Origin of the sequence: Pseudomonas sp. 7SR1 (genome assembly GCF_900156465.1) — a bacterium.
Lineage (GTDB): Bacteria > Pseudomonadota > Gammaproteobacteria > Pseudomonadales > Pseudomonadaceae > Aquipseudomonas.
The window spans coordinates 1,516,022-1,539,888 of record NZ_LT707064.1; the positions used below are offsets into that span (position 1 = coordinate 1,516,022).

Annotated in this window: 21 protein-coding genes; 10 read left to right on the forward strand and 11 right to left on the reverse strand. The window is 60.8% G+C overall.

Features of this window, described 5'->3' with window-relative positions; all coding sequences use genetic code 11:
* Positions 1 to 30: 30 nt before the first annotated feature.
* From BW992_RS06870 to BW992_RS06905, 7 genes are all read right to left on the reverse strand, one after another.
* Positions 31 to 1,644, reverse strand: coding sequence for an EAL domain-containing protein (locus tag BW992_RS06870; RefSeq protein WP_072431374.1), 1,614 nt, complete (start codon positions 1,642 to 1,644; stop codon positions 31 to 33).
* A gap of 75 nt (positions 1,645 to 1,719) precedes the next feature.
* On the reverse strand, positions 1,720 to 2,499 hold the full coding sequence (locus BW992_RS06875; RefSeq protein WP_072398284.1) for an N-acetylmuramoyl-L-alanine amidase: 780 nt from the start codon (positions 2,497 to 2,499) through the stop codon (positions 1,720 to 1,722).
* Between the two features lie 102 nt (positions 2,500 to 2,601).
* Positions 2,602 to 4,605 (reverse strand): diguanylate cyclase, encoded by a 2,004-nt coding sequence (locus BW992_RS06880; RefSeq protein ID WP_076405856.1) that lies wholly within the window; start codon positions 4,603 to 4,605, stop codon positions 2,602 to 2,604.
* The gene (locus tag BW992_RS06885) at positions 4,602 to 5,480 is read right to left on the reverse strand and encodes an endonuclease/exonuclease/phosphatase family protein (protein ID WP_072398286.1); all 879 of its coding nucleotides are present in this window, start codon (positions 5,478 to 5,480) and stop codon (positions 4,602 to 4,604) included. The genes BW992_RS06880 and BW992_RS06885 overlap by 4 nt, the downstream gene beginning before the upstream one ends.
* 16 nt (positions 5,481 to 5,496) lie before the next feature.
* Positions 5,497 to 6,138: a thiol:disulfide interchange protein DsbA/DsbL gene (locus BW992_RS06890; RefSeq protein WP_072398287.1), complete on the reverse strand. Its 642-nt coding sequence runs from the start codon at positions 6,136 to 6,138 to the stop codon at positions 5,497 to 5,499.
* A gap of 195 nt (positions 6,139 to 6,333) precedes the next feature.
* Complete coding sequence (locus BW992_RS06900) at positions 6,334 to 6,945, reverse strand: c-type cytochrome (protein ID WP_072398289.1); 612 nt, start codon at positions 6,943 to 6,945, stop codon at positions 6,334 to 6,336.
* 46 nt (positions 6,946 to 6,991) lie between these two features.
* Positions 6,992 to 7,282: a c-type cytochrome gene (locus tag BW992_RS06905; RefSeq protein WP_072398290.1), complete on the reverse strand. Its 291-nt coding sequence runs from the start codon at positions 7,280 to 7,282 to the stop codon at positions 6,992 to 6,994.
* Between the two features lie 191 nt (positions 7,283 to 7,473).
* On the opposite strand from BW992_RS06905, the gene yihA reads away from it, so the two are divergent.
* A complete protein-coding gene (gene yihA / locus BW992_RS06910) occupies positions 7,474 to 8,115 on the forward strand; it encodes a ribosome biogenesis GTP-binding protein YihA/YsxC (RefSeq protein ID WP_072398291.1) in 642 nt (213 codons plus the stop codon).
* A 371-nt stretch (positions 8,116 to 8,486) separates the two neighbouring features.
* Here yihA and polA read toward each other — a convergent pair whose 3' ends face one another.
* Positions 8,487 to 11,255 (reverse strand): DNA polymerase I, encoded by a 2,769-nt coding sequence (gene polA, locus BW992_RS06915; protein ID WP_072398292.1) that lies wholly within the window; start codon positions 11,253 to 11,255, stop codon positions 8,487 to 8,489.
* Positions 11,256 to 11,329: 74 nt separating this feature from the next.
* Between polA and BW992_RS06920 the strand changes: the two genes are divergently transcribed.
* Positions 11,330 to 11,617: a DUF2782 domain-containing protein gene (locus BW992_RS06920; protein ID WP_072398293.1), complete on the forward strand. Its 288-nt coding sequence runs from the start codon at positions 11,330 to 11,332 to the stop codon at positions 11,615 to 11,617.
* A gap of 63 nt (positions 11,618 to 11,680) precedes the next feature.
* Positions 11,681 to 12,631 carry a homoserine kinase gene (locus BW992_RS06925; RefSeq protein ID WP_072398294.1) on the forward strand — a complete coding sequence of 317 codons (951 nt, stop codon included), beginning with the start codon at positions 11,681 to 11,683 and terminating at the stop codon, positions 12,629 to 12,631.
* Between the two features lie 172 nt (positions 12,632 to 12,803).
* Here BW992_RS06925 and BW992_RS06930 read toward each other — a convergent pair whose 3' ends face one another.
* Positions 12,804 to 13,730, reverse strand: a complete 927-nt coding sequence (locus BW992_RS06930; RefSeq protein ID WP_072398295.1) for a zinc ABC transporter substrate-binding protein ZnuA — start codon at positions 13,728 to 13,730, stop codon at positions 12,804 to 12,806.
* 66 nt (positions 13,731 to 13,796) lie between these two features.
* Between BW992_RS06930 and zur the strand changes: the two genes are divergently transcribed.
* The 4 genes from zur to BW992_RS06950 are packed head-to-tail and all read left to right on the forward strand — an operon-like array spanning position 13,797 to position 16,593.
* Positions 13,797 to 14,279, forward strand: coding sequence for a zinc uptake transcriptional repressor Zur (gene zur, locus BW992_RS06935; RefSeq protein ID WP_076405858.1), 483 nt, complete (start codon positions 13,797 to 13,799; stop codon positions 14,277 to 14,279).
* Positions 14,279 to 15,061 (forward strand): zinc ABC transporter ATP-binding protein ZnuC, encoded by a 783-nt coding sequence (znuC, locus tag BW992_RS06940; RefSeq protein WP_072459528.1) that lies wholly within the window; start codon positions 14,279 to 14,281, stop codon positions 15,059 to 15,061. Before zur ends, znuC begins: the two co-directional genes overlap by 1 nt.
* On the forward strand, positions 15,054 to 15,842 hold the full coding sequence (gene znuB / locus BW992_RS06945; protein ID WP_072431304.1) for a zinc ABC transporter permease subunit ZnuB: 789 nt from the start codon (positions 15,054 to 15,056) through the stop codon (positions 15,840 to 15,842). The genes znuC and znuB overlap by 8 nt, the downstream gene beginning before the upstream one ends.
* A 37-nt stretch (positions 15,843 to 15,879) precedes the next feature.
* On the forward strand, positions 15,880 to 16,593 hold the full coding sequence (locus tag BW992_RS06950; protein ID WP_072398299.1) for a PA5502 family lipoprotein: 714 nt from the start codon (positions 15,880 to 15,882) through the stop codon (positions 16,591 to 16,593).
* A gap of 87 nt (positions 16,594 to 16,680) precedes the next feature.
* Here BW992_RS06950 and katE read toward each other — a convergent pair whose 3' ends face one another.
* On the reverse strand, positions 16,681 to 18,819 hold the full coding sequence (katE, locus tag BW992_RS06955) for a catalase HPII (RefSeq protein WP_076405860.1): 2,139 nt from the start codon (positions 18,817 to 18,819) through the stop codon (positions 16,681 to 16,683).
* Between the two features lie 220 nt (positions 18,820 to 19,039).
* Positions 19,040 to 20,926, reverse strand: a complete 1,887-nt coding sequence (locus tag BW992_RS06960) for an RICIN domain-containing protein (protein ID WP_148049133.1) — start codon at positions 20,924 to 20,926, stop codon at positions 19,040 to 19,042.
* A gap of 403 nt (positions 20,927 to 21,329) precedes the next feature.
* Here BW992_RS06960 and BW992_RS06965 point away from each other — a divergent pair, with 403 nt between their 5' ends.
* The 3 genes from BW992_RS06965 to BW992_RS06975 all read left to right on the forward strand — a co-directional run bounded on the left by BW992_RS06965 (position 21,330) and on the right by BW992_RS06975 (position 23,863).
* Positions 21,330 to 22,337 carry a methionine ABC transporter ATP-binding protein gene (locus BW992_RS06965; RefSeq protein ID WP_072398302.1) on the forward strand — a complete coding sequence of 336 codons (1,008 nt, stop codon included), beginning with the start codon at positions 21,330 to 21,332 and terminating at the stop codon, positions 22,335 to 22,337.
* The gene (locus BW992_RS06970; protein ID WP_072398303.1) at positions 22,337 to 23,011 is read left to right on the forward strand and encodes a methionine ABC transporter permease; all 675 of its coding nucleotides are present in this window, start codon (positions 22,337 to 22,339) and stop codon (positions 23,009 to 23,011) included. The genes BW992_RS06965 and BW992_RS06970 overlap by 1 nt, the downstream gene beginning before the upstream one ends.
* Before the next feature lie 78 nt (positions 23,012 to 23,089).
* Positions 23,090 to 23,863: a MetQ/NlpA family ABC transporter substrate-binding protein gene (locus BW992_RS06975; RefSeq protein WP_072398304.1), complete on the forward strand. Its 774-nt coding sequence runs from the start codon at positions 23,090 to 23,092 to the stop codon at positions 23,861 to 23,863.
* The last annotated feature ends 4 nt before the right edge of the window (positions 23,864 to 23,867 follow it).

Consider the following 23,867-nt stretch of genomic DNA (forward strand, 5'->3'; position numbering starts at 1 on the left):
CTCTGCGCGCCGACAAGTTTCAGACGGGGCCTAGGCCTCATCGTCCAGGCGCCGCCCCAACCGTCGTCGTCCTCGTGTGATCAGCTCGATGAGCTGCACCGCACTGAGGGCATGGGCAAACAGCCAACCCTGGCCGAACGTGACCCCTTCGCTGCTCAGGTAGGAAACCTGGGCCTCATGCTCGATGCCTTCGGCAATCACCTTGAGCTCCAACGCATGGGCCATACGGATGATATGCGGTGCGACACCACTGCTGGCGGCGTCGTGACCGAGTGCATCGATGAACGCCTTGTCGATTTTCAGGCAGTCCACCGGCAGGGTCTGCAAGTAGGCCAGGCTGGAATAACCGGTGCCGAAATCGTCGATCAATACCTGATGGCCCAGATCACGCAGCGATTGCAGGTTATCCCGGGCTACCAGCACATCGATCAGCCCGCGCTCGGTCACCTCGAAGGCAATCTGATGCGCCGACACCCGATGCCGCTCCAACAGGCGTGCGATCACTTCACCGATGCGCGGCACCATCACGTCACAGGCCGCCAGGTTCACGGATATATAGAGGTGCGGGTTGGCCCGTAACAGTTGACCCAACTGATCGAACAGTCTTTGCAGCACAAAATCGGTGATTTGCCGGATCTGCCCCGTATCTTCCGCCATCGGAATAAACAGGTCCGGGCTGGTCAAGGTACCGTCGGGTCGGCGCCAACGCAGCAATGCCTCGGCGCCGACACAGTTGCGACTGCGCAGATCGAAAATCGGCTGGTACAGCACCTGCAATTCACCACGCCGGATGGCACCGTGCAGCTCGGCGTCCATGGATTGGCGATGACGAGCCAGGAGAAGGACCTGGAAACCGATCCCCAGACCCAGTACCAGGCTGATGGGCAGCATCCACCAGGCATTGGCCGGTATCTGGAAACCGTCGCGTGGGGCGATCAGCACCAATTGGTATTCAGGGTTGTCAGTCTGCATTCGATAGATCAGCCGGGTGGCCGTCACTTGCAAGGCATTGCGACTTTTCGCGGGCCAGGGCTCCGTCGGTGGCCAGTATTGTTCGGAGCCCAATACGGGAATGGCTCGCTTGCCATTGTCCAGGACCACCAGCAGGCTACTGCCGGACGGCAGGTCGACCACATCGGTCAGATGTCCGCGAGAGGTGGCGACCCGGAAGTTGCCACGACCAAGCATCAACGCAGCGCGGTTCTCGTCGGGTTCGGTGGTGGTGTTGAGCCAATAACTGTAGGTGGGCCCCCAGATATCAGGCGGGCGAGTCACGGACAGGCCGGTTTGACGCGGGCGATTGGAGCAGACGCCGCGACTGTCGATATAAGCCGCCTCATAGACGAAGCGGTAGTTGAAGCTGACCTGCTGCAGCGTCGCGATCATGTCATCATCGCAACCACGCAAGGGCTGCGTCTGCAGATCGTCGAGGCCTTCGCGCAACTGGCCGAACAGCTGTTCCAGTCGCTGCAGGAAGCGCTCACCTTGAGCATTCATCTGGTCACTTTCACGCTGCTTGACCTGCTGTACCACCACAAACAGGCTTGCGGCCAATAGCAGGGCCGTACTCAGGGCAGCCGCCACCATCGCCAGAAAAAGAGGGCGATGGAGCCAGCTCTGCAGGGCTTCGCGGGTAGCCGTCATCATGGGTAATCCGAAAGTTACCAATGAGTTATAGCTTCTGATTTGACTTTGGGTGTTATCGGCAGACCAGCGTCATTATTTTGTCTGGTTGAGCACCTGCAAAATCGCCGCGCTTTGCGCATCCGGCGTGCCGTCGAACCGGGCTGGTCGATACCGCATCTGGAACGCCGCCAATACATGGCGGGTGGCCACGTCCCATTCACCGGTCTGGGGCGTTGGGTAGCCGAGCCGAGCCAGCTCGGCCTGGAACCAACTGGCACTGGGCAGCTGGGCTGCGAAAAGCACCTGCTGGCGCGCCACGGCCCGTTCATCCGGCCATACTCCCAAGCCTGCCTGGGCCAGGCGCTTCCAGGGAAACAGCGGCCCGGGATCGAGCTTGCGCAGGGGGGCGATGTCACTGTGGCCGATGATGTTGCTCGGGTTGATCGCGTTGCGTCGGGTGATGTCCTTCAGCAGAACGATCAAGGATTGCACCTGGGCTTCGCTGTAGGGGTACCAGAGGCGGCCAGTGGGTGTGTCGACGAAACCCGGATTGACGATCTCGATGCCGATTGAGCTGGAATTGAGCCAGGTCCGCCCCTGCCATTCGCTTTCCCCGGCATGCCAGGCGCGCCGGCTTTCATCCACCAGTTTGTAGATGGTCGCGTTCCTGTCGTCGCCGATCAGGTAATGGGCACTGACCTCGCCATGGGTCAACAGGGCCAGGGAGCGCTCCAGGGAAGCCGAGGTGTAGTGGACCACCACGAACTGCACCCGGTTGTCCTGGTTGGCCGAAGGATGGCTGGTATCCAGCCTCGGGCCGCTGGTGCAACCGACCAGGGCCAGCAGAAAAGCAATAAGAGGGAAGAATTTCATGGCACAGGGCGTTTACGGGTGGAAAATAATGCAACAGTGTAACGTATCGCCTGGTGATGATCCGATCCGCCTCCGGATATTAAACAAATTGGAACAATTGACTCAGCCCAGCTCCACCCGGTTACGCCCGGCAGTTTTTGCTCGGTAAAGCGCCTGATCGGCTCTTTTGAGCACCTGATCACTGCTTTCTCCCGCCCTGAACGCGGTCAGGCCCATGGAGACCGTAATCGTGACCGGCTCGCCCTTGAAATGGAACGGGCAGGCTTCGATGGCGGCCCGCAGTTTCTCGGCCAGCTTCGCGCCAGCCGCCAACGGTGTGTCCGGCACCATCAGGACGAACTCTTCGCCGCCGAAACGGGCAATGAAGTCGCTGCCACGCAGGCGTTTACGCAACACCGTAGCGATGATTTTCAACACCCTGTCGCCCGCCAGATGGCCATAGTTGTCATTGATGCGCTTGAAGTGATCGAGATCGAGCATGGCCAGCAGCAGGCTGTTGCCTTGCCGTTGCCATTTGGCGACTTCATGCTCGAGACGTTCGCTCCACGCGGCGCGATTGGGCAGCCCGGTGAGGGGGTCGATCAGGGCCTTTTGCCGCTGCTCTTCAAGATTCTCGCGGACGACCTGGGCTTCCTGCTCCATGATCGCGACCCGCTCGGCCAGGCTCTTGAGGCGCTCGGAAACTTCCTGCTCGCGCTGGTCCCGTTGCATGCGGTGCTGGTCCATCGTACCGAGCAAGCCTTCGAGATGGTTCTCCAGCACTTGCTTGAGGCCCTCCAGGTCATCGGCTTCCTGCATGCTGCTTTGCAAGCCATCGACCTGCTCGCGAATCTGGGTGTCCATTTCCCTGGAAGCGCAAAGATTGTCGGCATGGCCTTCACTGGCGGCTCGCAGGCTGCTCTGGAATGATTCCAATCGATCATTGAGGCGCTGCAGATAGGCTTCGAATTCATGCTGCCCGCTGTCGGTGATGGCCAGCATGAGCGTGGCGAAATCATCGAGGATCGGTAGCAACTCATACCAGTTCAGGCCATTTCGCAGCCGCTCTCCCATCGCCTCGGCCTGCGGGCGATGACGTTCGGGCAGGGTCAGGTCACCCAGCAGGCCCAACAGTGTGTCTTCGATATGCTTGGCCACTGAGCTGTAGGAAGGCTCCGGCGAATCGGGCAAGGCATAGTGGGAATCTTCCGGATCGACGGGCAACGACTCGACGATTTCCGGCTCATCGGCTCCCGCGGCTGATGGCTGCTGCCCGGCTTCCAGAGGCACCTCGCAGACCAGCTCATCGGGGTTCGACGACGCCGGGGCGGGCACCGGATCTTGCGTCTGGACCGGAGCCGGCGCGACCGGCTCGGTCATCGGATGCGAAACGTCGGCTACAGGGACCGGAGTGGACTCAGGCATCGGCGGGATGAAAGCGGCCGGTTCCACGGTTTCGTCGACGGGCCGTACCGGCTGCGCCGCCAGAGGGACGGGCACGGGCTCCACGGGCGGCGACACCAGCGTCGCTGGCGCAGCCTCGGAGGCGGGTTCGGCGGCGCTCGTGGCAGGCTCATGGGCCTGGGGTGGGGCGTCTTCCTGGCCGTGGCCACCAAACAACCGCTGCAACAGCCCAGGGCGATGAGCTTCAGCGGGAGTCTCCAGCACGCTCAAGGCCTTGCCCTGCAAACCACTCAGTTCACTGAGCAGCAGCGGAATCTCCCGAGCCTGGCCGACTCGTGCCTCCAGGTGTTTGGAAAACTTCTTCAGCGGCCGACTGACTTCCTTCGGCAACGGCAGGCTCTGCAGCTGAGCGACCAGGGCCGTCAGGGCCGTGCTCATCTGTTCGATCCGGGTCTCGCGGCGCTGCTCGGATTCCAGCACAGCCTTTTCCAGGCGCGGCAACAGAGCGGCAAGGGCAGCATCCATCTCATCGGTGCGTACCACTTCGCGCATTTCTTTCATGCATTGATCGACAGCCCTGTCCGTGCCCTCAGCGGCCAGGGTGCTGCGCACCAGGCCACGACGCAAGAGGTCGAGCCGGGCATTCCAGCGTCGTTCGAGCTTCTCCTGCTGTTCGATGCTCCTGAGGTACTTCTCTCTCCAGCGTTCGGCGTCGTCGCTCATTCATCGGATCCGCAAGGGGCAGGACTCAGCGCAGGGAAGGCATCGGCCGTGAGCGAACCCGGCAGACGAATTTCAACCGCGACCGGCAGGTGATCGGAAATGGGTTGAGCCAACACTTCGAACCGTTCGAGGGCCAACGTGGGGCTCAGCAGGATATGGTCCAGGCAGCGCTGAGGGCGCCAACTGGGGAACGTGGCTTCCAGTTGCGGGGCGAGGAGGCCAAGGTCGCGCAGGGGGGAGGTCTGCAGCAGGTCATTGGCATGGGTATTCATGTCGCCCATCAGTACCTGATGCTTGTAGCCACTGATCAACTCACGAATGTAGGCCAATTGCATCGTTCGGGTCCGAGCCCCGAGGGCCAGGTGCATCATCACCACCACCAGCGCCTCCGGACCTTCACCGAAACGCGCCAGGATCGCCCCGCGCCCCTTGGGCCCCGGTAGCGGATGATCTTCGATGGCCCAGGGCCGCAGGCGACTCAACACACCGTTGCTGTGTTGGCCGAGACGACCGAGATTGCGATTGAGTTGCTGGTACCAATAAGGAAAGGCGCCCAGTTGAGCGAGGTGTTCGACCTGATTGACGTAGCCGGAGCGCAGGCTACCGCCGTCGGCCTCCTGCAGGGCCACCAGGTCGAAATCCTTGAGCAGCTCACCGATCTTCTGCAGGTTGTCGGCCCGTCCGGTGTGAGGCAGCAAATGCTGCCAGCCCCGGGTCAGGTAGTGCCGATAGCGCTCGGTGCTGATGCCCACCTGGATATTGAAGCTGAGCAGCCGCAGACGATTGTCAGCGGGCAGGCCCGTAGACGCGATGTGATGCTCGTTGACCCGCGGCTCATGCAGGCCAACGATGCGTTCGGTGCTCCAGCGGGCCATGGGGGTGGGGCCGCGCTTAGTTGGCGGCAGCCTTGGTGGCCGCTCGCTCTTTGGCGATCAGTTGGTCGGCCAGTTGAAGTGCTTGTTCGGCACCGCCAGCGGAGCCGATATCAAAGCGGTACTTGCCGTTGACGATCATGGTCGGTACGCCGGTGATCTCGTACTTCTTCGCCAGATCCTTGGCCTTGACGATCTGACCCTTGATGGCGAATGAATTGAAGGTCGCCAGGAACTTGTCCTTGTCGACGCCTTGTGTGGCAAGGAACTCGGCCATTTCCTCAGGATTGGTCAGGCGCTTTTTTTCATTCTGGATCGCGTTGAACACTGCGGCGTGAACCTTGTGCTCGACGCCCATGGATTCCAGGGTCAGGAACATCTGGCCGTGGGCATCCCAGGGGCCGCCGAACATGGCAGGGATACGCACGAAGTTGACGTCAGACGGCAGTTTCTCGACCCATGGGTTGATCACCGGTTCGAAAGCGTAGCAATGCGGGCAGCCATACCAGAACAGCTCCACCACTTCGATCTTGCCAGGCGCCGCCACCGGAACGGGGTTGGCCAGTTCGACATAAGGTGCGGCTGGCTTTTCAGCCGCTTGGGCAGTCATGCCGAACAGGCTGGCGACGACGAGCGCGGCGCTGATGATCAGATTACGCATGCTTTACTCCTGGACAATAAGTGGCCTCGCGAGGCGTGTTTTTCAGACAGGCCGTGGCGGGTTCAAGTTCGTAGTGTAACGGCAGCGGCCACAAAAAAGGGCGGCCAAAGCCACCCTTTTGATGTTTGCATCGACAGATTAATCGAGCGTTAACGTTGCAAGGGCCAGGCGCCCTCGCAACGCAGGACAATGCACTCAGTGCAGGCCCTGGATGTAGCTGGCTACTGCCGCGATGTCTTCGTCGCTCAGTTTGCGGGCGATGGTGCGCATGGTCATCGCATCGCCGTCGTTGGCGCGGCCGCCTTCTTCCTTTCGGAAATCGGTCAATTGCTTGGTCACGTACTGGGCATGCTGGCCGCCCAGGTGCGGGAAGCCGGCAGCGGCGTTGCCCTTGCCGTCAGGGGAGTGGCAGCCAGTGCAGGCTGGCAGACCTTTGCTCAGGTTGCCACCACGGAACAGCGCTTCACCCCGTGCCACGAGCTTTGGATCGGCAGCACCCACGCTACCTTTCTGGCTGGCGAAATAAGCCGCGATGTCCGCCAGGTCCTGATCGCTCAGGTTGTTCAGCAGGCCGGTCATTTCCAGCACGACACGCTTGCCGTCCTTGATGTCCTTCAACTGCTTGGTCAGGTAACGCTCGCCCTGGCCCGCCAGTTTCGGAAAGTTAGGCGCCATGCTGTTGCCATCCGGGCCATGGCAGGCTCCGCATACGGCGGCTTTCGCCTGGCCGGCGGCGGCATCGCCAGCGGCATGGGCTATACCGGATATCCCCAAGGTCAACAGCAGACTCACGATCAGTTTGTTCATCAGCTAATCCAACTACGGCTAAGGGTTGAAGAGTTATGGACCGGGTTCACTCGCTCATCCACTGGATGATGGCTCGGTAATCCTCGGCACTGCAGTCCATGCACAAACCACGCGGCGGCATCGCCTTGAAACCCTGGGTCACGTGTTGCACCAGCGTCTCCATACCTTTCGCCAACCTCGGCGTCCAAGCTTCCTGATCACCCTTGCGGGGTGCCATGGGGAGTTGGCCGGAATGACAGGCACCACAAACACGGTTGTACACAGCTTCCGGATCCTGTGTAGCCTGAGCGCTGTAAAGCGGTATCAGGACACCGGCAGCTAGCAGCCATTTCGTCATAAAACGACCTTTTCAGGGTTGAGAGCGAGCTGCGTTCTGATGCGCAACTTCAGTCTATCGCTCTCGTGAGCCTCATCCTACGCTGGGACAAAGCGCACACAAAATCTGCGGCATTATATACTGGCGTCACTGAAACGGAAACGACACAGCTTGCCGCGTCCATTCCCGACGCCGCTCACATCGGAAATCCCATGCAACTGAAGAACCCCATCCTTGGCCTGTGCCAACAGTCCACCTTCATGCTCAGCGCCGCCAAAGTCGATCAATGCCCTGACGACGAAGGCTACGAGGTGGCTTTTGCCGGGCGTTCCAACGCTGGCAAATCCAGCGCGCTGAACACCCTGACCCATGCCAGCCTGGCGCGAACCTCCAAGACGCCGGGTCGCACGCAGCTATTGAACTTCTTCAAGCTAGACGATGAACGCCGTTTGGTCGACCTGCCTGGCTACGGCTATGCCAAAGTACCGATTCCCCTCAAGCAGCATTGGCAGCGCCACCTGGAAGCCTACCTGGGCAGCCGCGAGAGCCTCAAAGGCCTGATTCTGATGATGGATATCCGCCATCCGATGACTGACTTCGATACCCTGATGCTCGATTGGGCCGTTGCCAGCGGCATGCCGATGCACATCCTGCTGACCAAGGCCGACAAACTCACCTACGGCGCGGCAAAGAACACCTTGCTCAAGGTGCAGTCGCAGATCCGCAAGGGCTGGGGCGAGGCGATCACGATCCAATTGTTCTCGGCGCCCAAGCGCATGGGCCTGGAAGAAGCCTACGGCGTTCTGGCCAACTGGATGGAACTGGCGGACAAGGGCAGCGAAACGGCCGAATAGCCGAATCGCAGGCAAAAAAAACCCCGGACTTCGTATGGGGAGGGGGAAGTTCGGGGTCCAAGTTCCGGACCGCTAGGGCGGGGTCCAGATATCTGCCAACACTTAACACAACATAGGAGCATTGAAGGGCTTCACCAGCCATTCAGAATCTCTGAGTAGCAATTCACGGGTTTAGTTCAGATTATTTTTGGAAATAACCTTAGGAATTTTCCGAACTAACCCGGATTCTCACGTGGCGAGGGGATTTATCCCGTTGGGCTGCAGAGCAGCCCAGGTGCCTGCGGGACATGCCCGGCGGTGGCGGAACACTGATTTGGGGCCGCTGTGCCCAATGGGGATCAATCTCCTCGCCAAGGGGGTGATTGCTGGGCTCAGTGCGCCTCGTCCCAGTTGTTCCCCACGCCCACTTCCACCAGCAGCGGTACGTCCAGTGTGGCGGCGGCACTCATGTGCCGGCGGATGTCCTCGCGCACTTGATCCACCAGATCCTCGCGCACCTCCAGTACCAGTTCGTCGTGAACCTGCAGGATGACCTTGGCATCCAGCCCCGAGGCAGTCAGCCAGCGATCCACGGCCACCATCGCTTTCTTGATGATATCGGCCGCCGTGCCTTGCATCGGCGCGTTGATCGCCGTGCGCTCGGCGCCCTTGCGCAGCGCGGGGTTCTTCGCGTTGATGTCCGGCAGGTACAGCCGGCGGCCGAAGATGGTTTCGACGAAGCCTTGCTCGGCGGCCTGGGTGCGGGTGCGCTCCATGTAGGCCAGTACGCCTGGGTAGCGGGCGAAATAACGATCGATGTAGGCCTGGGATTGCTTGCGATCGACGCCGATCTGCTTGGCCAGGCCAAACGCGCTCATGCCGTAGATCAAGCCGAAGTTGATCGCCTTGGCGCTACGGCGCTGGTCATGGGTAACCGCGTCCAAGTCGACGCCGAACACCTCGGCGGCCGTGGCCCGGTGCACGTCCAGATCATTACGAAACGCGTGAAGCAACCCTTCGTCCTTGGCCAGGTGCGCCATGATCCGCAGTTCGATTTGCGAATAGTCCGCCGCCAGCAGCTTGTAGCCTTTCGGCGCGACGAACGCCTGGCGGATGCGTCGGCCTTCGGCCGTGCGAATCGGGATGTTCTGCAGGTTCGGATCGATGGACGACAGACGACCGGTCGCGGCGACGGCCTGCTGATAATTGGTATGGACCCGGCCTGTGCGACTGTTGATCTGCTCCGGCAGGCGATCGGTGTAGGTGCTCTTTAGCTTGCTAAGGGAGCGGTACTGCATCAGCACCTTGGGCAGTGGATAATCCTGCTCCGCCAGCTCGGCCAGCACCGCTTCGGCGGTGGACGCCTGGCCCTTGGCGGTCTTGCTGAGCACCGGCAAGCCGAGTTTTTCGTACAGGATCACGCCCAGTTGCTTGGGCGAGCCCAGGTTGAATTCCTCGCCAGCGATGGCAAAGGCCTCACGCTCAAGGGCCACCAGCTTCTCGCCCAGTTCGACGCTTTGCACCCCCAGCAGGTTGGCGTCGACCAGCGCCCCCTGACGTTCGATACGCGCCAGGACCGGCATCAGCGGCATTTCAATTTCAGTGAGCACCTTGTTCAGGCTCGGGATCGCCACCAGTCTTTCCTGCAAGGCCTGATGCAGGCGGAACGTCACGTCCGCGTCTTCGGCCGCGTAGGGACCGGCCAGTTCCAGGGCGATCTGGTCGAAGCTCAGCTGCTTGACCCCTTTGCCGGCAATGTCCTGGAGATCGGTCTTGCTCTGCCCCAGGTACTTGAGCGCCAGGCTGTCCATATCGTGACGGGTCGCCGTGGAATCCAGCACATAGGATTCGAGCATGGTGTCGAACGCGATGCCCTGCACCATGATGCCGTTGCCCTGATCTCCACCGATTGCACAGTTGGCCAGGATGTTGGTCTCGAACTTGGCGTGCTGGCCGACCTTGGGTTTGTCCGGGTTTTCCAACAGCGGCTTGAGAGCCTTGAGCACTGTGTCGCGGTCCAGTTGCTCGGGCACGCCCATGTAGGAGTGGGTCAGCGGGATGTAGGCGGCTTCGAAGGCTGCGACGGAAAACGACAGCCCCACCAGTTGCGCCTGCTGGGCGTCGCCGCCATTGGTTTGCGTGACGAAAGCGAACAGCGGCGCCTGTTCGAGCTTGGCCAGCCAGGCATCGAAACGCGCCTGGTCGAGAATGACCTCGTACTTCGCTTCGGCGCCAGCGGGCTGTTCGTCAGCGATTTCGACGATCTCCTGGCCGGCGCGCTTGGCGTCACGCTGGTTTTCCTCGAACCAGCTCTTGAACTCCAGCAGCGTATACAGCTCAGCCAGCTTCTCGTGATCCGGTGCGCCCATCTGCAGGTCGTCGAGGCCGATATCCAGCGGGACATCGGTCTTGATGGTGGCCAGTTCGTAGGAAAGAAACGCCATTTCCTTGTGCTCTTCGAGCTTGGCCGGCAGGGTCTTGGCGCCTCGTATCGGCAGCGTGGGCACGATATCCAGTTGCGCATACAGCTCGGTGAGGCCGCCGTTGACGCCCACCAGCAAGCCGGCCGCGGTCTTCGGACCGATACCCGGCACGCCGGGGATGTTGTCGGAGGAATCGCCCATCAACGCCAGGTAATCGATGATCTGCTCCGGAGCGACACCAAATTTCTCCTTCACGCCAGCCACGTCCAGCGAGCTACCGGTCATGGTATTGACCAAGGTAATGTGCCCGTCGACCAACTGCGCCATGTCCTTGTCGCCAGTGGAGATCACCACCGGGCGATCGGCCGCGGCGCTGCTGCGGGCCAGGGTACCGATTACGTCATCGGCCTCGACGTTGTCTACGCACAGCAGCGGGAAACCCAGGGCCTTGACGCTGGCATGCAGCGGCTCGATCTGCACGCGCATGTCGTCGGGCATGCTCGGGCGGTTAGCCTTGTATTCGGCGTACAGCGCATCGCGAAAAGTCCCACCCTTGGCGTCGAACACCACGGCGAACGGGCTGTCCGGATACTGCTTGCGCAGGCTCTTGAGCATGTTCAACACGCCCTTGACCGCGCCAGTCGGCAGGCCTTTGGACGTGGTCAGCGGTGGCAGCGCATGAAAGGCGCGGTACAGATAAGAAGAACCGTCCACCAGGACGAGGGGGGCTTGGCTCATGAGCAGGATCAACCTTTTCGGCGGGTCCGGGGCTAGAATAGCGGGACCGTTGACGACAAAGGGACAAGGTTATCATGCGTACACTAAATCGCCTGTTACTGGCTGGCTTGTTTGCAATGACACCGCTGGCCATCATGGCGGCGGACGAAGCACCTTCGGCGGACCCGGACGTGACCATTCGCACGGAAGGCGACAAGACGATCCAGGAGTATCGGCAAAACGGCTTTCTGTACGCGATCAAGGTCACGCCCAAGAACGGCAAGCCTTATTTCCTGGTGCGTGCCGATGGCAGTGATGCAAACTTCATCCGCTCGGATCAGCCGGATATGCTGATTCCGTCGTGGAAAATCTTCGAGTGGTGATGCCGCTCCCGACTTCAACAACCGGCGCCCACTGAAGGGCGCCCGTACTGGCAGTTTTTAACCATGTCTGTGTTCACGCCCCTGGCTCGGCCCGAGCTGGAAACCTTTCTTGCCCCTTATGGGCTCGGCCGCCTGCTTGATTTCCAGGGGATCGCCGCCGGCAGCGAAAACACCAATTTCTTCATCAGCCTGGAGCAGGGCGAATTCGTCCTGACCCTGGTCGAGCGCGGTCCGGTGCAGGAGATGCCGTTCTTCATCGAACTGCTGGACGTTTTGCACGAAGCCGACCTGCCCGTGCCCTACGCCTTGCGCACCAGCGACGGCATCGCCCTGCGCGAGCTGGCCGGCAAGCCGGCGCTGCTGCAGCCCCGCCTGGCAGGCAAGCACATCAAGCAGGCCAACGCACAGCACTGTGCCCAGGTCGGCGAGCTGCTGGCGCACCTGCACGTGGCCACGAAGGACAACATGATCAAGCGCAAGACCGATCGTGGCCTGGACTGGATGCAGGAAGAGGGCACGAAACTGCTGTCACATCTCGATGCGCAGCCGCGTCGGTTGCTTGAGGCAGCACTGGCGGAAATTTCAGCGCAGAAAACAGGCATCCTGGCATTGCCGAGGGCCAACATCCACGCGGACCTGTTCCGCGACAACGCAATGTTCGAAGGCACCCACCTGACTGGCCTGATCGACTTCTACAACGCCTGCTCCGGGCCGATGTTGTATGACGTTGCCATTGCCTTGAATGACTGGTGCTCGGATGACGACGGCGTGCTCGATGGCCCTCGGGCGCGTGCGCTACTGGGGGCCTACGCGGCTCTGCGGCCCTTCACCGCCGCCGAGGCGCAGCTATGGCCGACCATGCTGCGCGTGGCGTGCGTGCGGTTCTGGCTGTCGCGACTGATCGCCGCCGAATCGTTTGCCGGGCAGGATGTGTTGATTCACGACCCGATGGAATTCCAGCAGCGCCTGGCGCAGCGGCAGAAGGTCAGCACGTTGCTGCCCTTCGCCCTGTAACAGCAGACAAGCCGAACTGGTTTCTCTTGTGGCGAGGGGATTTATCCCCATTGGGGCGCGCAGCGGCCCCCAAGAAATATCTGCCGCCACGGTCCCTCAGATCGAAAGCATGGGCTGCTTCGCAGCCCAACGGGGATAAACCCCCTCGTCACAGGTTTGTGCATCGACGACGTTATAGCGACTCCAGGCACCCCGCCAGATCATTCCCCAATTTCTCCAGCAGTTGCTCGTATCCCTGTGCCGTCGCCGGGGTATAACCGCCAAGTGCGTCCAGTTCTGCCAACTTCACCGGCAAGCCTGCCACCAGGGTTTCAGCCAGGCGCGGGCGCAAAGGCGGTTCGCTGAACACGCAGGTCTTGCCCACGGCCTGCAATCGCGTGCGCATCGCCGCCACATGCTGGGCCCCCGGCTGCACCTCGGCGGCCACGGCGAAGACTCCGGCGTGCTTGAGGCCGTAAGTGTCCTCGAAATAGTCGAACGCTTCGTGGAAGACGAAATATGGCTTGTCCGCGATACCGGCCAGACGCGACTTCAGGCGGGCGTCCAAGGCGTCGAGACGCTGGTTGAATCCCTTGAGATTGCTCTGGTAGCGGGCGGCATTGGCAGGATCGGCACTGCTCAGGTCCGCCGCCATCCTGGCGGCGATCACCCGCGCATTGGTCGGCGAAAGCCACAAGTGAGCATCGATCGTGCCGGGGCGATGGTCGTGGTCGTGCTCGTCGTCATGATCGCCTTCGGCGTGGGAATGGCTGTCTTCGCCGAAGTGCCGAAGCTTGAGGCCCGGCAGTTCCTGCACCGCCACGGAGGGCAGCGTGCGACCGTTCAGCACACGGGGCAGGAAACCTTCCATGTCCGGGCCGATCCAGTAGAGCAGGTCTACTGATTGCACTTTCCGTACGTCGGATGGGCGCAAGGCGTAGTGATGGGGCGATGCACCGGGCGGCAGCAGCACCTCCGGGACGGCCACGCCGTCCTGCACCGCGGCGGCAATCAGCTGCAGCGGCTTGATGCTGGCAAGGACTTTCACTTCGGCCTGGGCTGGACCGATCAGCAGAAAACTTGCGACAAAAGCGACAAAGATCGAAAAAAGTCGGGACACGATGACCACTCAATGAGGCGAGAACGGGTAACATAATAACGTCTCTCACTAAACTCGTCGCTGCCCATGCCTATTACACCCCTCGCCAGTCGTCCCCACGATCACTCTCATTGCGTGCACAGCGCGCTGTCCGAGGCCGACGCCATCTGCGCACGCCAAGGGTTGCGCCTGACCGCCTTGCGTCGGCGCGTGCTGGAACTGGTCTGGCAAAGCCACAAGCCGCTGGGTGCCTATGACATCCTGGCGGTACTCAGCGAGCAGGACGGCCGTCGCGCCGCGCCACCCACGGTTTACCGAGCCCTGGATTTCCTCTTGGAAAACGGCCTGGTGCATCGCATCTCCTCCTTGAATGCCTTTATCGGTTGCAACCATCCGGAGCACGCCCACCAAGGCCAGTTCCTGATCTGCCGCGAATGTCACACCGCCATCGAGCTGGAGCAGAAGTCCATCAGCGATGCCATCGTGACCAGCGCCGAGGAAGTCGGCTTCCAGGTCGATGGCCAGACCGTCGAAGTGGTCGGCCTCTGCTCCGGTTGCCGGGAGGCCTGATGAGCAAAGCGTTGATCCGCCTCGAGCAGGTGGCCGTGACGTTCGCCGGGCAGAGCGTGCTGGACAATATCCATCTGAGCGTCGAACCAGGACAGATCGTCACCCTGATCGGCCCCAACGGCGCCGGCAAGACCACCCTGGTGCGCGCCGTGCTGGGGTTGCTCAAGCCGGACAGCGGCAGTGTCTGGCGCAAGCCCAAGCTGCGGGTCGGCTATATGCCGCAGAAGCTGCATGTCGACCCGACCTTGCCGCTGTCGGTGTTGCGCTTCCTGCGCCTGGTGCCCGGCGTGGATCGCGGGCGGGCCTTGGCGGCACTCAATGAAGTGGGTGCCGAACAGGTCATCGACAGCCCGGTGCAGAGCATTTCCGGTGGTGAAATGCAGCGTGTGCTGTTGGCCCGGGCCCTGCTGCGCGAACCGGAGCTGCTGGTACTCGACGAGCCGGTGCAGGGCGTCGATGTGGCCGGCCAGGCCGAGCTGTACAGCCTGATCACTCGTCTGCGCAACCGTCATGGCTGCGGCGTACTGATGGTGTCCCATGACCTTCACCTGGTCATGAGCACCACCGATCAGGTGGTCTGCCTCAATCGTCACGTCTGCTGTTCCGGGCATCCGGAGCAAGTCAGCGGCGACCCGGCGTTCGTCGAATTGTTCGGCAAGAACGCCCCCAGCCTGGCGATCTACCACCACCATCACGATCACGCCCACGACCTGCACGGTTCGGTGGTCGTGGATCCTTCCGCTTCTACCCATGTGCATGGAGACGGCTGCAAGCATGGCTGATTTTCTGTTGTATGCCCTGCTCGCAGGCCTGGCCCTCGCGCTGGTGGCCGGTCCCCTGGGCTCGTTCGTGGTCTGGCGCCGCATGGCCTATTTTGGCGATACCCTGTCCCACGCGGCGTTGCTCGGCGTGGCCCTGGGGTTCCTGCTGGATATCAGCCCCACGGTGGCGGTGACCGTCGGCTGCCTGCTGCTGGCGGTGGTGCTGGTGACCTTGCAACAGCGCCAGCCACTGGCGTCCGATACGCTGCTGGGGATCCTCGCACCCAGTACCCTGTCCCTCGGACTGGTGGTGCTGAGCTTCATGCACGACGTGCGAGTCGACCTGATGGCCTACCTGTTCGGCGACCTGCTGGCGATCAGCCCGATGGACCTGTCGTGGATCCTGGGCGGCAGCGCCGCGGTCCTGTTGTTGCTGGTTGCACTTTGGCGTCCATTGCTGGCCGTCACTGTGCACGAGGAACTGGCGCGGGTCGAAGGCCTGCCCGTGGTGGGCCTGCGGCTGGCGTTGATGCTGCTGATCGCGGTGGTGATCGCCGTGGCGATGAAGATCGTCGGTGTGCTGCTGATCACCTCGCTACTGATCATCCCGGCAGCCGCGGCCCAACGTCACGCCCGCTCTCCGGAGCAAATGGCCCTGGGCGCCAGCCTGCTGGGCATGCTCGCGGTGTGTGGCGGGCTGGCGCTGTCGTGGTTCAAGGACACCCCGGCCGGCCCGTCGATCGTGGTCAGCGCCGCCGCGTTGTTTCTGCTGAGTTTTGTCCTGCCCCGCCGAGGGGTGTAGACTTGCTCGCTTTTTGCGCAAATAGAGAGTCGCAGGAATGAAGCCGTTCGCCTCCCGTTATCTGCTCCTTGTCGCATTTTCATTGTTGCTGGGCGCATGCAAGAGTTCGCCGCCGGTGACCCAGGCCCCCGATACACGGGGTCCGGCCATCGCGCAGCTGGAACAAAGCCTGGCCAGTAACGAACTGGCCACCGCTGAAGACCAATTGGCTGCCTTGCAGGCCGGTACCCCCGCGGATCCGGCGCTGGAACCCTATCAACGGCAACTGGCCGAGGCCTACCTGCGCCGCAGCCAGATCGATCTGCAAAAAGGTGACGTAAACGCCGCCGCCACTGCCCTGAGCCGTGCCCGTGCGCTGATGCCCAAGGCGCCCGCCCTGACCGGTGAGGTCAACAGCGCGATCGCCGAGGCCCGCAAGGCCGAGCTGGAAAAAGCCGAGGCCGACCTCAAGGCCGCCGAAGCCAAACCGGTGGCCAAGGTGCTGGATCTCAGCGCCGCAAGCACGACGGTGACGCTTAACCTCGGGGATATGCAGCAGATGCGTCGGCAATTGGATGCCATTGCCGCCGATACTGTTAATTTCAATTGCGACGTCAGCATCCAGGCACCGCGCACCGACGATTACCCGTGGTTGGCGACATTGCTGACCAAGCGGGTCAGGAAACTCGATCCGGACTTCGATTTGAAGGTGCAGAAGCAGATCCTGCGCAGTGTGCCGGCGCAGGTGGTGCTGACTCCGCGTAACCCCTAGCAGCATCGCAAGCCAGCTCGCCTCCACAGAAAAATGGCATTACTGTGGGATCGAACCGGCTCGCGATAGCGTCCTCCAGGCTTGCGCTTAGGCCGGAATCGCCTTGGCCTTGGGCTCCCGCGCCCACACCCGATGCTGGGCAATCGCATCGAAGAACGCCTTGAACTTGCCGGCATCCACATCCGCGATCAACCCCGCATCCGCCTCCAGCTTCAACAACACCAGCAATTGCCGGGCTTCGCCGTTAAGGGCGATGGCCTTCAGGTGCTTGTAGGCTTCCAGTATGTAATGCAAGGCCACGCCGTCGCTGCTCAGGGCCTTGATCGATTGCGCTCCGCCCGGGACGAACACCGCGTCGAAGGCGATCGATGGCATCCCCTCCATGGAAGCATCCACCGCCAGGGTTTTCCCATCGAGGGTGGTGACCGGCGCGCTGGTCGGTCCAAGAATCTTCGCATGGGCGCCGTTGGCCTCAAGCTCCTGTTTGAGCGCATCGATGATTGTCCCATCGACACCGTCGGCCACCAATACCGCAACCTTGCGAGTCTTGATGTCGCCGGAGAGCAGGTTCGCCTGGCTCAAGGCCGGGGATTTCTCCAGGGATGGGGTAGGTACATCGACGGTGCCGCAGGTCGGTGCCGGCAGACCGAGGTTTTTCGCCACCCGGGCGGCCAGTTCCAGATCGATATTGGCAAGGATCTCGTTGACCTGCCGCGCCCTGATGAACTCACGCTCCACCTTGCCCAGCTCGAAGCTGTAGGCCGCAATGATGTGCTCCTGCTCGTGGGCGCTCATGCTGCGATAGAACAGCCGTGCCTGGGAGAAGTGATCGCCGAACGAATCGCTGCGCTGGCGGATCTTGCAGGCATCGATGCGTTCCGGGTAGCTCTCGAAACCGCCGTCCTGCGGGCCGGAAGGGGTTTCCTTGGGCCACCCGCCATCGATGGAATTGGGCTCGTAGGACGTACGCCCCTTGTCGATGGTGGTGCGGTGCATGCCATCACGCTGGCCGTTGTGCACCGGCGTGATGGCGCGGTTGATGGGCAACTCATGAAAATTCGGTCCGCCGAGTCGGCTGATTTGCGTATCGGTGTAGGAAAAGAGTCGGCCTTGCAGCAGCGGATCGTTGCTGAAATCGATACCCGGCACGATGTGCCCCGGGCAAAACGCGACTTGCTCGACCTCGGCAAAGAAATTGTCCGGGTTGCGATTGAGCACCATCTTGCCCAGCGGCGTAACGGGTACCAGTTCTTCCGGGATGATCTTGGTTGGGTCGAGCAGGTCGAAGTCGAACTTGTGTTCGTCTTCCTCGGCGACAATCTGTACGCCAAGTTCCCATTCTGGGTAGTCCCCCATCTCGATCGACTCCCAGAGATCGCGACGGTGATAGTCCGTATCTTTCCCGGCCAGTTTCTGCGCTTCGTCCCAGACCAGCGAACAGGTGCCAGCCGTTGGGTGCCAATGGAACTTGACGAAACTGCTCCTGCCCTCGGCGTTGATCATGCGGAAGGTATGCACGCCGAAACCCTGCATGGTGCGCAGGCTTTTGGGGATGGCCCGGTCGGACATCGCCCAGATCACCATGTGGGCCGATTCGGGCACCAGGGAGACGAAGTCCCAGAAGGTATCGTGGGCCGAACCGCCGGTGGGAATCTCGTTGTGGGGCTCGGGCTTCACCGCGTGGACGAAGTCAGGAAACTTCACCGCATCCTGAATGAAGAACACCGGCATGTTATTGCCCACCAGGTCGAAATTGCCTTCTTCGGTGAAAAACTTCACCGCGAAGCCCCGTACGTCCCGTACCGTGTCGCCAGAGCCGCGTGGCCCTTGGACGGTGGAAAAACGCACGAATACCGGCGTTTTCTTGCTCGGGTCCTGTAGGAAACCCGCTTTGGTCAGCGCTGAATGCGCCTCATAGGCCTGAAAATAGCCATGAGCACCGGTACCGCGGGCGTGGACGATACGCTCGGGGATACGCTCATGGTCAAAGTGCGTGATTTTTTCACGCATGATGAAATCTTCCAGCAGCGAAGGCCCGCGGGCCCCGACGCGGAGGGTGTTCTGGTTGTCGGCGATCTTCACGCCCTGGTTGGTGCGCAGCGCCTGCTCGGTAGCGTCGGAACGAAACGGCTCCAGGCTTTCAAGCTTGTCGTTGGTGTTGCCGCGGTCCAGGGTGTCGGTCCCGGCCAGTTGGCTCTTGTTGACCGGTGGCTTGTTGGTACTCATCAGATAACTCCTCGTTTCGGTCCTTTCCAGACAGAGGCCTCCAGACGGGCTAGCGCCAGGCGGTGGCATCCAGGCATTGGGAGTGGCTTTTGCAATGGCTTATGTAGTGACTGATGAGGGTCCGAGCCGTTCCATCGCAACGCTCACGGATTTTCAAGGACGGCGCCAACCGCCCCATGATCGATACCGGGCATGGGGCGGCAGGGTGAGGGCGGGGGGATCAGATGCCATCCCGCAGGATTTCGATGCGCCACCTCTGACGGGTGTCCACGCCTTGGTACCTCTCGACCCATTCCGGGCTGATCTGCGGCGAATTGCCCAGGTGGTTAGGCATCACATCGTGCAAGGACGGCGCTCGCGGATAGCTGGCCCAGGGAATGTTCAACGGGTTGAACACGTTCTTGGGCGTGTCCTGAAAGTGCATGGAATCATCCGGAATGACTTTCAGGCGGCTGTTTTCGGAATACAGGCGCCAGTCACGGTTGTACAGCGAATGAAGACGGTCTGCCTGCCATTCCCATTGCTGGCGGTTATCCAGGGCACAGGTCTGGGTGACCAGGGCGCCGTCCGTTTCGCGCACACTCAGGCATCGCTGCGACGCCCTGTTGACGTAACGGTTCTCGGAATCCAGGCCCCATAGCTGACTGCCATTCGAGGCCGCGCATGATTGGAGGGAAACATGAGCATCGGCCCCTTCGGCCATGCACTTGCCAACGCCCTCGGCAGAACGAATCAGCACGGTCATCTCCCGAGTCAGGAACGGGCTGTTCAAGTCCAGCGTGTACTGTTCAGCGGCTTCGTAGAGATCGGTCACCTGGCGAGATCGCACCTGAGTCCTGTCCCACCACCATTCCCGACGGTTCAGGTCGTAACCGCCGCCGATACTGACGGTTGCCTGGCCTGTGTAGTTGCCAGGCAATTCCCACAATGTGTAGGACTCCAACGGCGCCGAGCGCATCATCGGCGTCATGCGCTCTTCGGACAGAATGGGCATGCCAGCGGTAAACCGATCCACCAGGATGCCCTTGAGCTTGGGATCGATTGGCGCGTTCCAGGTCAGCTTCGAACCATTCTGGGAAGTGATCAGAGAGTAATCCTTGAAGTCATAACTCAGCGACTTGGAATGCGAATAGTTGAGGCCGAAGTTGACATTGAACGGTGACTTGGCGGCATAGGTGATGTTTTCCGCTTTCGTCGCACCAAACTCGCTGCCCAATGTTCCGCCGATGGCCAGCCCGTTGGTTTTAGTTTCGCTGAACTTGAACTCGGTTCTTGAATCACTGGCGGGTGCCGAGTTGACCAATACCGGAACAATCTGTTGCGCGCTCAGCTGATGAGTAAACCGATAGGCATGGGGCAGGTAGGCGCCCCATAGATTCTCTCCGGTGCCACCGGGCCCGAATCCGCCAATGGTGATTCCGTTTTTCATGGAGCGAACAGTGGTCGGTGAAGTCTTTATGGAAACGAATTTCTTGTCCTGACTACGCTCCGCACTGCGAATGACATCGATATTCACCACGGACGTCATTTCCTGGCTCGGGCTCTGAAGGTTGATGTTGTAAGTCAACTTTGGCAGCCCGATGAACTCGCTTTCATCCTTCAACGACCTGCTCTGCACCTGCAACTGGGTAATCAACTGCCGCACGGCATCCAGGATGGCCTCGTCCTCATAGCCCTCCAGGCGGTAGACGTTGATCTGGGAACCGTTCGCCCGATGGAACAAGGCATAGTCGAACGCACCGGAAATCCCAAAGATACTGCCGACTTTTTCCATGGCTTCAGGGGTTTGCCTGCCCATTTTCAACAATATCGGCCTGCCCGAGCGAAAGATGTCCGTGGCTTTCTCGATCGCTGATTCGTCTTGCCCTGTCGCAGCAATGTCCAGATAAGCCATGGACGAAAAAGCGTCATTGGCCAGCAGTTCATTGAACGCTTCCCTGGACAGATTGGATATCGACATTTCCTTGAACTGAGAAGACTCAGGACTTTTGCCAGGAAGTTGGCCGAACGTCATCAGCGTGTTAAAAAATACAGAACTTTCAGCCATTGCACTGGCCGTTAGGCTCAGCGCAAACAATCCTGCAAAAACAGCGTTATGCCTTTTCACATTTAATTCCCTTTAATAGTTATCCATCAGCAACGTGTTAGTTGCACTTTACTGCCGTTGTCAGCGACGGGCCGTAAACTACCAGATTGCATTTCCCGTGCAATTGGAAGTGCGCCTCAAAAATGAAACCGGTTATGTGGTTATATTCAACAACACACTTTCATTATTTGGAAAAGCGCAGGGGGACGGGAGCCTGCCAAATATCCTTGGGCGTCAGTTCGGATCATTCGCTGGCTGGATGCGGCCCCAACGGTCCCTCACAGCCTGGCCACCTTCCATCGCCTTATTGCCAAAAGGCAGCGTCGCCGTGAAATTAATGCTAATGCCCTCTATACAGACAGGCTAAAATGCGCGGCCGGCTAACCGCTGATTCTTTTCCAACGCGCCCCACAAGGTTCGCTACGTGATCGAGTTTCAAAACGTCCATAAAACCTACCGCGTCGCCGGTAGGGACATCCCCGCGCTGCACCCGACCAGTCTGACGATAGAGAACGGTCAGGTCTTTGGTCTGATCGGCCACTCCGGTGCGGGAAAAAGTACCCTGCTACGTCTGATCAATCGCCTGGAAGACTCCAGCGGCGGCAAGATCATCGTCGATGGCGAGGAAGTCACCGCCCTGGACGCCAGCGGCCTGCGGCGGTTCCGCCAACAGGTCGGGATGATTTTCCAGCACTTCAACCTGCTGGCATCCAAGACCGTGGCCGACAATGTGGCTTTGCCGCTGACATTGGCCGGGGAATTGTCCCGCAGCGAAATCGACCAGCGTGTCGCCGAATTGCTGGCGCGGGTGGGCCTGTCCGACCACGCCAGGAAATACCCGGCGCAGTTGTCTGGAGGCCAGAAGCAGCGCGTCGGCATCGCCCGCGCCCTGGCCACCAAGCCCAAGATCCTGCTGTGTGACGAAGCGACCAGTGCGTTGGATCCGCAAACCACGGCATCCGTGTTGCAGTTGCTGGCGGAAATCAACCGCGAGCTGAAGCTGACCATCGTGCTGATCACCCATGAAATGGACGTGATCCGCCGGGTCTGCGACGAAGTCGCGGTGATGGACGCCGGTGTCATCGTCGAGCAGGGGCCGGTGGCCGAAGTTTTCCTGCACCCCAAGCATCCGACTACCAAGCGCTTCGTCCAGGAAGACGAGCAGATCGACGAGAGCGAGCAGCGCGACGACTTCGCCCATGTACCGGGGCGCATCGTGCGTCTGACGTTCCAGGGCGAAGCGACCTACGCGCCATTGCTAGGCACCGTCGCCCGCGAAACCGGCGTGGACTACAGCATTCTGGCCGGCCGCATCGACCGCATCAAAGACACCCCCTACGGACAATTGACCCTCGCCATCACCGGCGGTGACCTGGAGGCGGCATTTGCCCGCTTCACTGCGGCCGATGTCCACATGGAGGTGCTGCGCTGATGGAACTGTTGACTGCTTTTTTTGCAAATATCGACTGGCTGGAAATCTGGCTGGCGACCGGCGACACCCTGTTGATGCTGTTCGGCTCGTTGCTGTTCACCGTATTGCTCGGCCTGCCACTGGGCGTGCTGCTGTTCCTGTGCAGCCCCCGGCAACTGCTCGAGGCCCGCGGTGTGTATGCGCTGCTGTCGTTGATCGTGAACATCCTGCGCTCGCTGCCGTTCATCATCCTGCTGATCGTGATGATTCCGTTCACCGTATTGATCACCGGCACCTCCCTGGGCGTGGCCGGGGCGATCCCGCCACTGGTAGTAGGGGCAACGCCGTTCTTCGCACGGTTGGTGGAAACCGCCCTGCGCGAAGTCGATCGCGGCATCATCGAAGCGACCCAGGCCATGGGCGCGACGACCCGGCAGATCATCGTCAACGCCTTGCTGCCGGAAGCCCGTCCGGGCATTTTTGCGGCAATTACGGTGACAGCGATTACGCTGGTTTCCTACACGGCCATGGCCGGTGTGGTGGGAGCCGGTGGTCTGGGCGACCTGGCGATCCGTTTCGGTTACCAGCGTTTCCAGACCGATGTGATGGTGGTCACGGTGGTGTTGCTGCTGGTGCTGGTCCAGGTGCTGCAAACCGTGGGTGACAAGCTGGTTGTGCATTTCTCTAGAAAATAAGGCCTCGCGCCAATAAACCATGAGCCAGCCATTCGCTGGCAGGCGCCGAGAGCGGGCGCCTCACAAGGAGTTAGCTGAATGAAGAAACTACTGGTTGCCTTTGCTGCCGCTGCAGCTTTTTCCGCCCATGCCGCCGACACCCTGACCGTCGCGGCCACACCGGTCCCGCACGCGGAAATCCTCGAATTCGTCAAACCGGCATTGGCCAAGGAAGGCGTAGACCTCAAGGTCAAGGTCTTCACCGACTACATCCAGCCGAACGTGCAGGTTGCGGAAAAGCGCCTGGACGCCAACTTCTTCCAGCACCAGCCGTACCTGGATGAATTCAACAAAGCCAAGGGCACCCACCTGGTGAGCGTGGCCGGTGTGCACCTGGAGCCTCTGGGCGCGTACTCCAGCAAGTACAAGGCACTTACAGAACTGCCAGGCGGCGCCAACGTGGTGATCCCGAACGACGCCACCAACGGCGGCCGTGCGTTGTTGCTGCTGGCTAAGGCTGGGGTGATCAAGCTGAACGATCCTGCCAATATCCTGTCGACAACCAAAGACATCACCGAGAACACCAAGGATCTGAAGTTCCGTGAACTGGAAGCCGCGACCATTCCTCGTGTGCTGACCCAGGTGGACCTGGCCTTGATCAACACCAACTATGCATTGGAAGCCAAGCTCGATCCCTCCAAGGATGCCCTGGTGATCGAAGGCAATGATTCGCCGTATGTGAACATCCTGGTGGCCCGCGAGGAAGACAAGGACAGCGACGCGATGAAGAAGCTGGCGGCGGCCTTGCACACTCCGGAAGTGAAGGCTTTCATCTTGGAGAAGTACAAAGGGGCGGTTCTGCCGGCGTTTTGATTTG